A 15,463-nucleotide genomic window follows, 5' to 3' on the forward strand; every position below is an offset into this window, starting at 1 on the left:
GACAAAAAAAACGGGCCGATCTTTGCGATCGGCCCGTTTTTTGTTGCTTGCGCGCTTTGTTGCCTGCGCACCAAGCGCCGGGGATCACCCCGCAGTCGCAGCCGGCGCGGTTGGCGTCACCGGCGTCGCCGGCAGCCCGGCATTTGCCTCGGTGCGCTCGGTCCAGCCGCCCCCCAGCACCTTGTACAGCGTGACCAGGTTGGACAGGCGCGCCAGGCGCGTGTCCACCAGCGCCTGTTGCGACGAGTACAGCGAGCGCTGCGAATCCAGCACGCTCAGGTAGTCGTCGATGCCCTGGCGAAAACGTTGCTCAGAGGCGTCGTAGGCGCGCTGGTTGGCGTCCACGAGCAGGCGCTGGGCCTGGATCTGCTCGTCCAGCGTGCCGCGGCCCGCCAGCGCATCGGCGACTTCGCGGAATCCCGTCTGGATGGCTTTCTCGTACTGCGCCACCTGGATGTTCTTCTGCACCTTCGCCAGATCCAGCCCCGCCAGCAGCGAGCCGCCCGCGAAGATCGGCACTGTGATCTGGGGCACGAAACTCCACGCCCCCGAACCGCCCTCGAACAGGCCGCCCAGGCTGGCGCTGGCGGTGCCCGCCGAGCCGGTCAGGCTGATGGTCGGAAAGAACGCCGCGCGCGCCGCGCCGATGTTGGCGTTGGCGCCCTTGAGCTGATGTTCGGCCGCGCGGATGTCCGGGCGGCGCGCCAGCAGGTCCGACGGCAGGCCGGCGGGCAGCGCGGTCGGCAGCATGCCGTCTTCCAGCGTGGTCGCGCCGTCCAGCGCCGCCGTCATCTCGGGAGACAGGGGCTGGCCCACCAGCAGCACCAGCGCGTTGCGGTCCTGCGCCGCCTGGCGCGTGTATTGCGACAGGTTGCGCTGGGCCGTGCGCAGCGACACTTCGGCCTGGCTCAGGTCCAGCGCCGTGGACAGGCCCTGGTCGTAGCTCTGCTTGGTGAGCTGGTAGGAATCTTCCTGGCTCTTGAGCGTTTCGCGCGTCAGGCTCAGCAGTTCCTGGTCCGCGCGCAGCGTCAGGTAGGCGTTGGCGACCTCGGCGATCAGCGTGAGCTGCGTGGCCGTGCGGGTCTCGTCCAGCGCCAGGTAGGATTCCAGCGCCTGCTCGCTCAGGCTGCGGATGCGGCCGAAGAGGTCGAGTTCCCACGCGGACATCGCGGCGCCGACCTGATAGCTGTGGCTGGTGCTGGCCTGGCCGCTGGGCGACAGGTCGGCCGGCGTGCGCTGGGCCGAGTTCTGCCCCGCCACGCCGATGCTGGGCGCAAGGTCTGCGCGCTGGATGCGGTACTGCGCGCGCGCCGCCTCGACGTTCAGCGCCGCCACGCGCAGGTCGCGGTTGTTGGCGAGCGATTGCTCGATGAGCTGTTGCAGCAGCGGATCGCCGAAGAAGTCGCGCCAGCCGATGTCGGCCACCGCCCGTCCGCCCGGCGCGGCCACCTGGGCTGCGTTGTAGGCGGCGCCCGTGGGATAGGCCGCGTCGATGGGCGCGTCGGGACGCTCATACGTGGGGGCCAGCGAGCAGCCCGCGAGGGCCGCCGCCAGGGATACAGACAGCAAGGTTCTCATCTGGAGTTTCATTACGGTTGACCCTCCGCCGGCACGTCGTGCGCGGCCTTGGCGCTGGTGTCGTGCTTGTCGACGTTTTCGCTCATGCGCTTGACCTTGAACACGCGCAGCATGATCACGAAGAAGGCCGGGACGAAGAAGATGGCCAGGAAGGTGCCGGTCAGCATGCCGCCGATCACGCCCGTGCCGATGGCGTTCTGGCTGCCCGACCCCGCGCCGGACGAAATGGCCAGCGGGGTCACGCCCAGGATGAACGCCAGGGACGTCATCAGGATGGGACGCAGGCGCTGGCGCGCGGCGTGGATGGCCGATTCCGTCAGGCTGGCGCCCGCCTCGTAGTGCTCCTTGGCAAACTCCACGATCAGGATGGCGTTCTTGGCCGCCAACCCGATGGTCGTCAAGAGCCCCACCTGGAAGTACACGTCGTTGGACAGGCCCCGCAGCATCGTGGCAAGCAGCGCCCCGATGATCCCCAGCGGCACCACCAGCATGACCGCGGACGGAATGGTCCAGCTTTCATAGAGCGCCGCCAGGCACAGGAACACGACGATCAGCGAGATCGCGTACAGCGCGGGCGCCTGGGCGCCGGACAGGCGTTCTTCGAACGACAGGCCGGTCCATTCGAAACCGACGCCCACGGGCAGCTTGGCCGCCAGGCGTTCCATTTCCTCCATCGCCGCGCCCGAGCTGTAGCCCGGCGCCGCCTGGCCCTGGATGTTGTAGGACGGCACGCCGTTGTAGCGGTTCAGCTTTTGGGGGCCGAAGCTCCAGGTCGCCTTGGAGAAGGCCGAGAACGGCACCATGTCGCCGGCGCTATTGCGCACGTACCACTTGTTCAGGTCTTCCGGCAGCATGCGCGAGGAGGCCTCGCCCTGCGCGAACACCTTCTTCACGCGGCCGCGGTCGATGAAGTCGTTGACGTACGACGAACCCCATGCGGTGGCGAGCGTGCTGTTGATGTCCGAGACGGCCACGCCCAGGGCGCGCGCCTTTTCGCGGTCGATGTCCAGCTGGTACTGCGGCGCGTCTTCGATGCCGTTGGGGCGCACGCCCACCAGCACCGGACTCTTGGCCGCTTCGCCCAGCAACTGGTTGCGCGCGGCAAGCAGCTTTTCGTGGCCCACGCCGGCGCGGTCCATGAGCTGGAAGTCAAAGCCGGTAACGTTGCCCAGTTCCATCACGGAGGGCGGCGGCACGACGAACATCTGCGCGCGGCGCTCAGTCTTGGCGAAGTGGGCGTTGGCGCGCGCCGCCACGGCGCCGGCCTTCAGGCTGGCGTCGCCGCGTTCTTCCCAGTCGCGCAGCTTGATGAACAGGATGGACGCGTTCTGGCCGCGGCCGCCGAAGTTGAAGCCGTTGACCGCGAACACCGACGTGACCGCGTCCTTTTCCTCGGTCAGCAGGTAGTTGGTCGCGTCGTCGATGACGGCCTTGGTGCCTTCGGCGGTGGTGCCGGCGGGCGTCTGGATCTGGGCAAACAGGATGCCCTGGTCTTCGGCCGGCAGGAACGCGGTCGGGATGCGCGTGAACATCCAGCCCATCGCGATGACCAGCGCCAGATACACCACCATCAGCCGCTTGGTGCGGTTCAGGCCGCGCGCCACGGTGTTGGCATAGCCGTTGCTGCTGCGCTCGAACGTGCGGTTGAACCAGCCGAAAAAGCCCTTCTTGGCGCCATGATGGCCCTTGGGGATGGGCTTGAGCATGGTCGCGCACAGGGCCGGCGTGAAGACGATGGCCACGATCACCGACAGCACCATGGACGACACGATGGTGATGGAGAACTGGCGGTAGATCACGCCCGTGGAGCCGCCGAAGAACGCCATGGGGATGAACACGGCGGCCAGCACCATGGCGATGCCGATCAGCGCGCCGGTGATCTGGGTCATGGACTTGCGGGTGGCCTGCTTGGGGGATAGCCCTTCCTCGGCCATGACCCGCTCGACGTTTTCCACGACCACGATGGCATCGTCCACCAGGAGGCCGATGGCCAGCACCATCCCGAACATGGTCAGGGTGTTGATGGAAAAGCCGAACGCCGCCAGCACGCCGAACGTGCCCAGCAGCACCACCGGCACGGCCAGCGTGGGGATGAGCGTGGCGCGGAAGTTCTGCAGGAAGAGATACATCACCAGGAACACCAGGATGATGGCCTCGACCAGCGTCTTGAACACTTCATGGATCGACAGGCTGACGAACGGCGTCGTGTCGTACGGATAGACGACGTCCATGCCCGGCGGGAAATACGGCTTCAGGTTGTTGATGGTGTCACGCACCGCCTGCGCCGTGTCCAGCGCATTGGCGCCCGGCGCCAGCTTGATCGCCAGGCCCGCGGCGGGCTTGCCGTTGTAGAAGCTGTCGATGGCGTAGGTCTGGCCGCCGAGTTCGATCGTGGCGACATCGGCCAGGCGCACCTGCGAGCCGTCGGTGTTGACCTTGAGCAGGATGCGGCCGAAGTCCTCGGCCGTTTCCAGGCGCGACGGCCCGATGATGGTGGCATTGAGCTGCTGGCCGCGCACGGACGGCAGGCCGCCCAGCTGCCCGGAGGACACCTGGACGTTCTGCTCCTTGATCGCGGTGGTGACGTCGACCGTGGTCAGCCCGTAATTGACGAGCTTGGCCGGGTCCAGCCAGATGCGCATCGCGTACTGCGAGCCGAACAGCTGGAAGTCGCCCACGCCCTGCGTGCGGCTGATGGGATCCTGGATGTAGGACGCGACGTAGTCGGCCAGGTCGTCCTTGGTCATCGTGCCGTCGGTGGACACGAAGCCCGCCACGATCAGGAAGTTCTTGGTGGCCTTGGTGACGCGGATGCCCTGCTGCTGCACTTCCTGCGGCAGGAGCGGCTGCGCCAACGACAGCTTGTTCTGGACCTGCACCTGGGCGGTGTCGGGGTTGGTGCCCTGCTTGAAGGTCAGCGTGATGGACATGCTGCCGTCGGAGTTGCTTTCCGACGAGATGTACTGCAGGCCGTCAAGGCCGTTCATCTGCTGTTCGATCACCTGCACCACGGTGTCCTGCACGGTCTGCGCGGACGCGCCCGGGTAGGTCACCGCGATGCCGATGGCGGGCGGGGCGATGTTGGGGTACTGGGCGACCGGCAACTGCAGGATGGACAGCGCGCCGGCCATCATCAGCACGATCGCGATCACCCAGGCAAATACCGGCCTGTCGATAAAAAACTTTGCCATGCATGGCTCCCTGATTACTGCTTGGCCGGCGCGGCGTTGGCCGCGCCATTGGCGGCCTGCTGCTGCGGCTGCTGCTGCGCCTGGGCGCTGGCCTCGGTGGCGACGACTTCGACGCCGGGACGGACCATCTGCAGGCCTTCCACGATGACCCGGTCGCCGGCGGCCAGGCCCTCGGTGACGAGCCACTTGTCGCCGATGGCGCGATCGGTCTTCAGGTCACGCAGTTCGACCTGGTTCTTGGCATTGACCACCAGCGCCGTCGGCAGACCGCGCTGGTTGCGGGTCACGCCGCGTTGCGGCACCAGCAGGCCGTCGGCGGCGACGCCATCGGCCAGGCGCGCGCGCACGAACATGCCCGGCAAGAGGCGGCGGTCCGGATTGGGGAACACCGCGCGCAGCGTGATCGAGCCCGTGCCCTGGTCCACGGTCACTTCCGAGAACTGGAGCTTGCCGGTCTCTTTGTATTGCGAGCCGTCTTCCAGGGTCAGCGTGACCAGCGCGGCCTGCTCGCCGTCCGCCTTCTTCAACTGGCCGCTGGCCAGGGCATCCTGCAGGCGCAGGAGCTGGACGCTGGACTGGGTGACGTCGACGTAGATCGGGTCGATTTGCTGCACCGCAGCCAATGCGTTGGTCTGGTTGGCCGTGACCAGCGCGCCTTCGGTGACCGCCGAGCGGCCGATGATGCCGGCGATCGGCGACAGCACCTTGGTGTAGACCAGGTTGATGCGCGCCGTATCGAGCGCCGCCTTGGCCGCCAGCACGTCGGCGGCCGCCTGGTCGCGCGAGGCGACGGCGTTGTCGTAGGTCTGCTGGCTGACCGCGCGGGTCGCAACCAGCGGCTTGTAGCGCTCGGCCAGGAGGGCCGCCGTCTTTTGCTGGGCCTGGGCCCGCGCCAGCGCGGCCTTCTGGCTGTCGAAATCGGCCTGGTAGAGGGCGGGATCGATTTGATAGAGCTGCTGCCCGGCCTTGACCTCGCCGCCCTCGGTGAAGAGACGCTTCTGGACGATGCCGTTGACCTGCGGACGCACTTCCGCCACACGGAATGGCGACGTGCGGCCCGGCAGTTCGGTGGTGAGGGAAACGGGTTGCGTCGCCAACGTGACGACCGTCACTTGCGGCTTGCCCGCCTGGGGCGCCTCTTGCTTCTTGCCGCAAGCGGCCAGTGTGAGAGCCGATGCCGTCAGCGCAAAAACAGCCGCGCCGCGCCACATAGCGCTTTTCTTATTCATAGATTGCATTCCCGATTTCAATAAAAGTAGCCCCACGCGGCGCATGCGCCGCGTGCCCGGTTGCCCTGGACGGGCCTGATCAGTTGGGGCGATCCTGCGAAGAACATCAGCCCTTCAGACCGCTTTGACGCGGACCGCGTGGCTCGGCTTTGGTGGAGTCGCGTTGAACACGCAAGGCTGGACACTTACTTATCGCATTGCTGCATTGCAGAACTCGCATTCTGAGTTATCCCGCTTTAGAAACAAAGGGGCATGTTGAGAAAACATCATTCCATTTATGGGACAATCTGGAACTCCCCCCACTGTGACAAAATGCCGACATGAAACGCCTACAGGGTATGGAACTCTTCGTCGAGGTGGCCAAGACGCACAGTTTTAGCCGCGCTGCGGCAACGCTGGGCGTGCCGAAGTCGACCTTGTCTCGCCAGGTGGCCGAATTGGAGCGATCGGTGGGGCTGCGGCTGCTGAGCCGCACCACGCGCAAAGTGGAGCTCACCGATGCCGGCCGGCTGTATTTCGAGCGCTGCCAGCGCATCGTGGCCGAGGCGCAGATCGCCCATGAAGAACTGCAGAAGCTGGTCGATACGCCGACCGGGCCGCTGCGGGTGAACATGCCCGCGGACTTCGGCACGGACTTCCTGGCAGAGTCATTCATGGAGTTTTCCCGGCGCTATCCCGATGTGACGTTTTTCCTTGACCTCGCCAATCCGGACCACGCCTCGCGCGTGTTCCAGACCTGCGATGTGTCGATCGAAATCGGCGACCTGCCCGATTCGACCCAGATTGCACGACTGCTGGGCATGCTGCCCGCCTACCTGTACGCCTCGCGCGAGTACCTGGAAAAGCACGGCGAACCGAAGCATCCCAGCGACTTGACCCGTCACGAGTGCATCGAGTTCCGCGCGGAAGGCGCCGGCCGCGTGACGCGCTGGCCGCTGACCAACGGCCAGCAGCACATCGAGTTCACGCCGGGTAATCGGTTTTCCGTGAACGGCGTCGCCATGGCGCGGCGCCTGGCCATGCTGGGCGCGGGCATCGCGGTGCTGGTCGGCGGTCAGTTGGCGGAGCAGCAATCCGGCCAGTTGCAGCGCGTGTTGCCGGACTGGCAGCTAGGGCCGTTTCCGGTCCATGCCGTCACCGAGACGCGGCTGCTGCCCGCCAAGACGCGGATCTTCATCGAGTTCCTGATGGAGCGGCTGGGCAGTCACTGGCAGGCGAAGGATACGCCTGTTTTCATGCGGTCCGTCTGAGCCCGAAACCGACTGAAAAATCCAGAAGCCGCCGACATCAGATGTCGGGAGAAATGACCAATGCCTGAGCCTGGGGTCGTGTCAGACGCCGGCTCAGAACGATTCGTCCTCGCGCAGGTAGCGCCATTGGCCCAGCGGCAGGTCGCCCAGGGCCACGCGGCCGATGCGCACGCGCTTCAGGCCCACCACCTTCAGCCCGACCAGTTCGCACATGCGGCGGATCTGGCGCTTCTTGCCTTCTCGCAGCACGAAACGCAACTGGTCGTGGTTCTGCCAACGCACCTGCGCCGGCTTGAGCGCCTTGCCGTCCAGCGACAGCCCATGATTGAGCAGGGCCAGGCCGTTGTCGGACAGGTCGCCCTGCACGCGGACCAGGTATTCCTTGTCGATCGTGGAATCCTCGCCGATCAATTGCTTGGCGACGCGGCCGTCCTGCGTGAGCACCAGCAGGCCCTGCGAATCGATGTCCAGGCGTCCCGCCACCGCCAGCCCGTCCAGGTGCGCGCGTTCAAAGCGCTGGGGCGCGCGGTCTCCGGCGAAGCGCGAGCGCGCGTCGATCAGGGCCACGGCGGGCGTGTAGCCCTTTTCGGCCTGGCCGGACACATAGCCGACCGGCTTGTTGATCAGGATGGTGACGCGGGACGTCTGGCGCGCATGCGCGGCGCGCTCCAGGGTGATGACCTGGTCGGGATAGGCCCGCGCGCCCAGTTCGGACACGACGACGCCGTCGACGCGGACCCAGCCGCGCTCGATATAGCTGTCCGCCTCGCGGCGGGAACAGAGTCCGCGCTCGGACATGAGCTTGGAGATACGTACTTTTTCCATGGGCCGTATTGTATGCGCAGGGCTTGTGCGCCCCGCCCTGCGGCACTGCGACGCAGACGGCCGCCCCCCGGGGCTTGGCATAATACGCAGCCATGACGACACCCGCAGCCCATCGCCCCCCTCTCGCCGCCGGCTGGCTGGCGCACGCCCCGGCCATTCTGTCCCCTGCCCAACGACACTGGCTGTTCCGTCCGGGCGCGCTCACCGCGGGCCTGCGCCAGGTCGGCCAGGTGCGGCTGCGGGTGCTGGCCGAGTACGCCGACGGCGCCCCGGACGACGAGGCGCGCGCGATGCATATCGCCCCGGGTTCGCCCGTATGGGTGCGCGAGGTGCTGATGTCGGTGAACGGCGTGGACAGCGTGCCGGCACGCAGCCTGACCCCGCTGACGGCCTCGCACGGCGCCTGGCAAGGCATGCGCCGCCTGCTGACCCGGCCGCTGGCCGACATGCTGTATCACGACAGCACCGTCATCCGGTCGCCCTTTGCCTGCCGCCGCCTGGCCTCGCCCGTGCCGTTTTACGCCACCGCCTCGGGCGCGCTGGCGCCCGAACGGCACGCCCGGGAGGCCGGCCGCATCTGGGCGCGCCGCTCGGTGTTCTGGCGCCAGGGCCAGCCCTTGCTGGTGGCCGAGGCGTTCCTGCCGGGCTTCTGGGATCTGATAGCCGGCCAGCCCGTGCCGCCGCTCGTGCCGCACCAGCGTACGCCGCGCTGACGCGGGCGCCGCCGCGGCGAAGGCCGGGATCTCCCGGCGGTCGGCCGCCCGGCCCGGCGCGGGCGTTCAGCCCTCGTAGCGCCGCCCCTGTTCCAGCAGCTCGGGCGTCCCGATCACGTCATTCAGCCCATCGAAGTCCAGCATCCGGTCCTTCCACGGCCCCGTCGTGCCGTGCTCGCGCAGGCTGCCGTAATACCCCTGCAGCGTGTGCGCGACGGCGCGCGCGGTGCCGCCCGGGAAGATGACGATGCGAAACCCCAGCTCGGACAGCGCCTGCGCGCCCTGCACCGGCGTCTTGCCGCCCTCGACCATATTGGCCAGCAGCGGCACGCGCGCCGCGAAGCGGTCGCAGGCCGCGCGCATCTGGTCCGGCGTGCGCAGGGCTTCGATGAAGAGCGCGTCCGCCCCGGCCTCCAGATAGGATTCGGCGCGGTCCAGCGCCGCTTCCAGACCCTCGGACGCCAGGGCGTCGGTGCGCGCCAGGATCAGCGTGGACGCGCTGACGCGGGCGTCGACGGCGGCGCGCAGCTTGCCGCACATTTCGGCGGCCGGAATCACCGATTTGCCGTCCAGGTGGCCGCAGCGTTTGGGAAAGGTCTGGTCTTCGAGCTGGATCATCGCCGCCCCGGCGCGCTCGAAGCCGCGCACCGTGCGTTGCGTGTTCAGCGCGTTGCCAAAGCCCGTGTCGGCATCGACGATGACGGCGGCCGACACGCGCTCGGCGATGCGGGCCAGCGTGTCCTCGACCTCGGAATACGTGGTCAGCCCGACGTCCGAGCGGCCCAGCCGCGTGTAGGCGATGGACGCGCCCGACAGGTACAGCGCGGAAAAGCCCGCCTGCTCGGCCACCAGCGCGGACAGCGCGTCGTAGACGCCGGGGGCCAGCACCGGGCCGGCCGCCAATTGCGCTTTCAGGTTCTGTGTCTGCATCGTGTGTTCCTAATCCAGGCGGCGCCCAAGCAGCGCCGCCGCGGTCGCCGCGGCGATATGGCCGCCCGCGACCGCACTGAGCAAGCCGTTGCCGGACAGGTAGCCCGACACGTCGTTGCCCGAAACGCCGCGGGCAGCACCGCCCGCGGCCAGCAGGTTGGGCAGCGCCCGACCCGCGGTGTCCAGGACGCGGCAATGCGCGTCGATATCCAGTCCGCCCTGCGTGTGAAAGAGCGCGCCGGTGACCTTGACCGCGTGATACGGCGCCTGCAGCGTCCGTTCAAAGCGGCGGCCCAGCGGGTCCTGTCCGTCCGGCCGGACCGCGTCCAGCGTCTGGCGCAGCACGTCCGGATCGCAGCCGATCAGGGCGGCCAGCGCCGTCACGTCGGCGCAGGTCTTGAGCGCGTGGCCCGCCTCGGCCTGCACGAAATCGGGGAACCCGCGCGCCAGCGCCAGGGTGCGGTCGTCAAAGACATTCCAGGCCACCGAGCCCGGCTGCGCCAGCACATGGACCGCCGCCTCGGAATACCCGTGGGTCTCGTCGTGAAAGCGCCGGCCGTCGCGGTTGATCTGCACGCCGCCGTCCATCATCACGGCCCAGGAGATCAAGGCGCCCTGGGGCGTGGCCCACGAGCCGTGGCCCTGGTAGCCGCCCAGGTCGGCCAGCCGGGCGCCAAGCTGCGTGCCCCACTGGATGGCGCTGCCGTCGTTGCCGACGTGGCCGCCATAGACCGCCTCGCGCATGGCGGGCAGGTACTGGCCCACCATCGCGGCATTGCCGCCGAAGCCGTTGCAGGCCAGGATCAGCGCGTCGCACCCGATCACGTCGACCGAGCCGTCCGGACGTTCGCAGCCCACGGCGGTCACGCGGCCCTCGGCGTCGGTCCAGAGTTCGCGGGCCAGCGCGCGCGTCAGCAGATAGGCGCCCGCTTCGGTGGCCGCGCGTTCCAGGGCCGCCACCAGCGCCGCGCCCGTGCGTTCGGGCAGCGTGTGCATGCGCCGCGCGGTGTGGCCCGGGTACAGAAAGCCGTCCAGCACTTCGAACCGCAGGCCGTGCCGCGCCAGCGCGTCCATGGCCGCGGCGGCGGCGCCCGTGTAGGCGGCCACCAGTTCGGGCGAGGCCGTGCCCCCCGCCTTGGCCTGGATGTCGGCGGCAAAGCGCGCCGCGTCGTCCTCGATGCCGGCGGCGCGCTGCACCGCGGAACCGGCCGCGGGAATGAAGCCCGAGGACAGCGCCGTCGAGCCGCTGGGCGCCGCGTCGCGTTCGATCAGCACCGTCTCGATGCCGGCGCTGGCCAGCCGCAGCGCGGCGGTCAGGCCGCATGCGCCCGCGCCGATGATGACCACCGGCACGTGCATCGCGTCCGCGCCGGGCGCCGCGCCGCTTCTGACGACCGGCGCGCTCACGGCGCCAGCCTGTCCAGCAGGTCCTGGCACGACACCACGTCGGCCACCGTGCGCAGGTCCGCCAGCGCGGCATCGTGCATGGCGGGCGTGGGCGCGGCGCAGCCGTCGGCTAGCACCGTCACGTGGTAGTCGCGCATGTGGGCGTCGCGCACCGTGCTGGCGACCCCGCCGTTGGTGACGATGCCGGCCACCACGACGCTGGAGATGCCCGCGCGCCGCAGCACCCAGTCGAGCTGCGTGTTGAAGAATGCCGAATACGCGACCTTCCAGACCGACACGTCGACCAGCCCGTCCAGCTCGGCCACATTGGCCTGGCCCGGCGAGCCGGCCACGAAATCGCCCTTGCGAAGAAACGGCCGCAACTGCTTGAGATGCGGCGAGATCATGGGCTCGCCGTGCGCGTCGGGCCACAGCGTGAACTGGCTGGCGGCCACGAAGCCGCCCTGCGCCTTGAGCGCGCGGGCCACCGGCGCCACGCGCGCCGGCAGCGCCCGCGCCTGTGGGCTGACCGCGCCGCCGCGGTCATAGGCGCCGCCCGGCGCCAGGAAGTCGTTCTGCAGGTCGATGATGACCAGCGCGGTCGTGCGGGGATCGAAGGAATGCATGGTCCGCTCCTACGAATCGGTCCGGGCGATCAGCAGATTGCCCAGCGAATCGACCCGGCCGGCAAAGCCCGGCTCGATCCAGATGGTGGTGTCCGGCTGCTCCAGGATGGCGGGGCCCGCCACCTCGGCGCCGACCGGCAGGTCCAGGCGCGCAAAGCGCACGGCGTCGCGCCATTGCCCGGCGTGAAAGACCCGCTGCGTGCCCAGCGAGGCGGGCATGTCCTTGCCCGTGGGCGCCAGCAGCGCGAGGTCGAACTTGGGGCGCTGGCCGATGCGGGCATAGCGCAGGTTCAGAATGCGCACGGCGATGCCGGTCAGGCTGCGGCCGAAGGCGGCCCGATAGGCGCGGTCGAACGCGGCGGCGATGCCGTCGCGGTGCAGGTCCGCGCGGGACACTTCCACGCGCACGGTGTGGCTCTGGCCCACGTACAGCATGTCGAGTTCGATGCTCTCGCGGATGCCTTCGAACGACACGCCGGCCGAATCCAGCCGTTCCTGGCAGGCGTGCGCCAGCGCGTCGATGCGCGCCAGCAGGTCGGCGGCGTCCAGCGCGTCCAGCGCCACGTTCAGGGTCTGCACCCCGTCATGGCGCATGTCGGCCATGACGCAGCCCAGCGCCGAGGTCACGCCCGGATAGCGCGGGACGATGCCATGCGCGGCGTCCACCTCGTTCATCATGGCGCACACGTGCAAGGCGCCGCCGCCGCCGAACGGCATGTAGGCGAACTTGCGCGGATCGTGGCCGCGTTCGATGGAGACCACGCGGATCGCACCCGCCATCTTGGCGTTGGCGACGGTCAGGATGGCCTCGGCCGCCGCATGCACGTCCAGGCCCAGCGGGCGGGCCACGTGTTCCTCGATGGCGGCGCGCGCCAGTTCCACATCCATCTTGGCCAGCAGGCCGCCGCCCAGCGGGCGCTCGGCCGCGATGCGGCCCAGCAGCACGTTCGCGTCGGTGACCGTGGGGCGCGTATGGCCGCGGCCGTAGCAGGCGGGGCCGGGGATGCTGCCGGCGGACTCGGGTCCGACCTGCAGCAGGCCGCCCGCGTCCACGCTGGCGATCGAGCCGCCGCCCGCGCCGATGGTTTCGATCTGGATCATCGGCGCGCGCACCACCATGCCGAAGTCGATGGCGGTCTGCGCCGACAGCGAAGCCTCGCCCTCGGCCACCAGCGACACGTCGAACGAGGTTCCGCCCATGTCGCCCGTGACCACATTGGGAAAGCCCGCGGCGCGCGCGATGGCCGCGCAGGCGATCACGCCGGCCGCAGGCCCCGACAGGGCCGTGCGCACGGGCACGTCGCAGGCCGTCTGGCGCGACATCACGCCGCCGTTGCTCTGCACCACCAGCAGCTCGCCCTCGAACCCATGCTGCTGCAGGTCCGATTCCAGCCGCGTCAGGTAGCTGCCCACCACGGGCTGCAGCGCCGCGTTCAGCACGGCCGTCGAGCAGCGCTCGAATTCCCGGATCTCGGGCAGCACTTCGGTCGCCGCCGTGACGTTGCCGTTCGGCCAGATCGCGCGCACGCGCGCCGCGGCCTGGGCTTCGTTGACCGGGTTGGCGTAGGCATTGACGAAGAACACGCAGACCGCATCGCAGCCCTGTTCCAGCAGCGTGCGCGCGGCGGCCTCGACCTGATCCAGGTCCACCGGCGTGTGCAGCGCGCCATCGGCCAGCACGCGTTCGCGCACTTCCAGCCGCAGGTCGCGCGGCACCACCGGTTCATAGTTGCCGCGCAGGCCCCAGGTCTGGGGCCGGTCGCGCCGGCGCATTTCCAGCACGTCGCGGAAACCCTCCGTCGTGATGATGCCGGTGCGCGCCACCTTGCGCTCAAGGAGCGCGTTCGTGCCCACCGTGGTGCCGTGCACGATGGTCGCGATGTCGCCCGCGCCGTCGGCCACGCGGGCGATGCCGTTCATGAAGCCGCGCGCTTCCTCGCCGCGGGTCGACGGCACCTTGACGACGCGCGCGCTGCCGCCCGCCTCGTCCAGCACGAAAAGATCCGTGAACGTGCCGCCCACGTCCACCCCCACCACCAATCCTTGCGCCGCGCTCATGCCGACTGCTCCTTCTGAATATCGCTGACATAGCCCATCTTGCGGTCGTGCTCGCGGGCCGCCGGATCGCGCCGCGCGGGCTCGCCGTAGCCGCCTCCGCCCGGCGTTTCCAGGCGCACGCGGTCGCCGCGTTGCAGCCGGATGCCCAGCATCTTGGAGCTCATGGGCGGGGACAGCCACTGGCCGTCCTGCTGGTAACGGAAGACATTCAGCGCGGCCTGGCCGCCGCCCGCGATGCCCTTGGGCGCGCTGCGGCCGCGTTCGCCGAAGATGAAGGCTTCGGCGCTGTCTTCCAGCAATTCGATTTCATAGATGGCGCCCAGCCCGCCGCGGTGCGTGCCGTCGCCGGCCGAATCCGGGCGCAGCGCCCATTGCGTGAAGCGCACCGGGTAGGCCGCTTCCAGGATTTCCAGCGGCGGGATGGTGGCGGTGGAGATGGGCGCGTTGCCGTGGCTCAGCCCGTCGCCGTCCGAATGGCCGCCGTGGCCGCCGCCGAAGAAGCTGAACATCACCCAGCGCTGGCCCTTGCGGGCGGCATCGCTGCGGTAGCCGGCGATGGACAGCGCGTTGATGGTGCCGTAGGCCTGGGCCATGGCGCGTTCCGGCGCGGCCTGGGCCATGGCGCAGAAGATCACGTCGATCATGCGCAGGATGGTCTCGGTATAGCCGCCCACCGGGCGCGGCCGGTCGGCCGAGATCACCAGGCCGTCGGGCAGGACCACGTCCACCGCGTCCAGCACCCCGGCATTGGCCGGCACGTCCGGGAACAGGTGTTTCAGCGCCACGTAGCAGGCCGCGATGGCCGTGGCGCGCGAGATGTTCACCGGGCCGGCGCAGGCGGGCGACGTGCCGGTGAAGTCCAGCGACAGGCGGTCGCCGGCAATGGACAGCTTGAGCGCGATGCGCAGCGGCGCGTCGCGCACGCCGTCGTTGTCCAGCATGTCCTCGAAGACGTATTCGCCGTCCGGCAGGCTGGCGATATGGTCGCGCATCAGGCGGCGCGCCCGCTCGCGCAGCGTGTCCAGGGATTCCAGCACCGTGGCGTCGCCGTATTCGTCCAGCAGCCCGTCCAGCCGGCGCGCGCCCAGTTCCAGCGCCGCGAGCTGGCCGTTCAGGTCGCCCCACAGGCTGTCGGGCAGGCGCGTGTTGGCCTTCAGGATGGCCAGCACGTCCTGGTCCAGGACGCCCGCGCGCACGATGCGCACGGGCGGGATCTGCACCGCTTCCTGCCAGCATTCCGTGGCGGCCGGGTTGTAGTTGCCGGGCACCGCGCCGCCCACGTCGTGCCAGTGCGCCGCCGACGCCAGGAAGCAGAACAGGCTGCCGCCGCGAAACACCGGCTTGACCAGCTTGAAGTCGTTGGCGTGCGTGCCGCCTTCGTACGGATCGTTAAAGAGCCACACGTCGCCGTCCACCATGCCGCCGCGCTCGGACGCGGCCTTGGCCGCGGCCTTCACCGCGAACGCCATCGCGCCCACGAAGACGGGCAGGCCCGACTTGCCCTGGATCAGCGTGGCGCCGGTGGCGGCGTCGTACATGCCGTGGCAGGCGTCGTGAGCCTCGGCGATGATGGGATTGAATGCGCTGCGGTACAGCGTCGCGTCCATTTCGTCGGCGATCTGTTCCAGGCGGCCCTTCAGGACCGCCAGGGTGACGGGGTCGAGCATGATGTGATTC

Annotated in this window: 11 protein-coding genes; 2 read left to right on the forward strand and 9 right to left on the reverse strand. The window is 69.1% G+C overall.

Annotated elements, in window-relative coordinates; translation table 11 throughout:
• Positions 1-84 precede the first annotated feature (84 nt).
• Genes adeC through BXA00_RS26725 form a run of 3 tightly spaced genes read right to left on the reverse strand, consistent with a single transcriptional unit; the run spans position 85 to position 5,998 of the window.
• On the reverse strand, positions 85-1,590 hold the full coding sequence (gene adeC, locus BXA00_RS26715; protein WP_076521380.1) for an AdeC/AdeK/OprM family multidrug efflux complex outer membrane factor: 1,506 nt from the start codon (positions 1,588-1,590) through the stop codon (positions 85-87).
• Positions 1,590-4,769, reverse strand: coding sequence for an efflux RND transporter permease subunit (locus BXA00_RS26720; RefSeq protein WP_076521381.1), 3,180 nt, complete (start codon positions 4,767-4,769; stop codon positions 1,590-1,592). Before BXA00_RS26720 ends, adeC begins: the two co-directional genes overlap by 1 nt.
• A 14-nt stretch (positions 4,770-4,783) precedes the next feature.
• Complete coding sequence (locus BXA00_RS26725; RefSeq protein ID WP_076521382.1) at positions 4,784-5,998, reverse strand: efflux RND transporter periplasmic adaptor subunit; 1,215 nt, start codon at positions 5,996-5,998, stop codon at positions 4,784-4,786.
• 338 nt (positions 5,999-6,336) lie between these two features.
• Between BXA00_RS26725 and BXA00_RS26730 the strand changes: the two genes are divergently transcribed.
• Positions 6,337-7,248 carry a LysR family transcriptional regulator gene (locus BXA00_RS26730; protein ID WP_076521383.1) on the forward strand — a complete coding sequence of 304 codons (912 nt, stop codon included), beginning with the start codon at positions 6,337-6,339 and terminating at the stop codon, positions 7,246-7,248.
• Between the two features lie 93 nt (positions 7,249-7,341).
• On the opposite strand, the gene BXA00_RS26735 is transcribed toward BXA00_RS26730, so the two are convergent.
• Positions 7,342-8,073, reverse strand: coding sequence for a pseudouridine synthase (locus BXA00_RS26735; protein ID WP_076521384.1), 732 nt, complete (start codon positions 8,071-8,073; stop codon positions 7,342-7,344).
• Between the two features lie 92 nt (positions 8,074-8,165).
• On the opposite strand from BXA00_RS26735, the gene BXA00_RS26740 reads away from it, so the two are divergent.
• Positions 8,166-8,786: a chorismate lyase gene (locus tag BXA00_RS26740; protein WP_076521385.1), complete on the forward strand. Its 621-nt coding sequence runs from the start codon at positions 8,166-8,168 to the stop codon at positions 8,784-8,786.
• Between the two features lie 66 nt (positions 8,787-8,852).
• On the opposite strand, the gene BXA00_RS26745 is transcribed toward BXA00_RS26740, so the two are convergent.
• From BXA00_RS26745 to BXA00_RS26765, 5 genes are read right to left on the reverse strand one after another with little or no spacing between them, the layout of a single operon-like run.
• Complete coding sequence (locus BXA00_RS26745; protein ID WP_076521386.1) at positions 8,853-9,716, reverse strand: oxaloacetate decarboxylase; 864 nt, start codon at positions 9,714-9,716, stop codon at positions 8,853-8,855.
• Between the two features lie 9 nt (positions 9,717-9,725).
• A complete protein-coding gene (locus BXA00_RS26750) occupies positions 9,726-11,123 on the reverse strand; it encodes an FAD-dependent oxidoreductase (protein WP_076521387.1) in 1,398 nt (465 codons plus the stop codon).
• A complete protein-coding gene (locus BXA00_RS26755) occupies positions 11,120-11,728 on the reverse strand; it encodes a cysteine hydrolase family protein (protein ID WP_076521388.1) in 609 nt (202 codons plus the stop codon). The genes BXA00_RS26750 and BXA00_RS26755 overlap by 4 nt, the downstream gene beginning before the upstream one ends.
• A gap of 9 nt (positions 11,729-11,737) precedes the next feature.
• A complete protein-coding gene (locus tag BXA00_RS26760; RefSeq protein WP_076521389.1) occupies positions 11,738-13,786 on the reverse strand; it encodes a hydantoinase/oxoprolinase family protein in 2,049 nt (682 codons plus the stop codon).
• Positions 13,783-15,453 carry a hydantoinase B/oxoprolinase family protein gene (locus tag BXA00_RS26765; RefSeq protein WP_076521390.1) on the reverse strand — a complete coding sequence of 557 codons (1,671 nt, stop codon included), beginning with the start codon at positions 15,451-15,453 and terminating at the stop codon, positions 13,783-13,785. Before BXA00_RS26765 ends, BXA00_RS26760 begins: the two co-directional genes overlap by 4 nt.
• Positions 15,454-15,463 lie beyond the last annotated feature (10 nt).

Source organism: Achromobacter sp. MFA1 R4 (genome assembly GCF_900156745.1).
Taxonomy (GTDB): domain Bacteria; phylum Pseudomonadota; class Gammaproteobacteria; order Burkholderiales; family Burkholderiaceae_B; genus Achromobacter.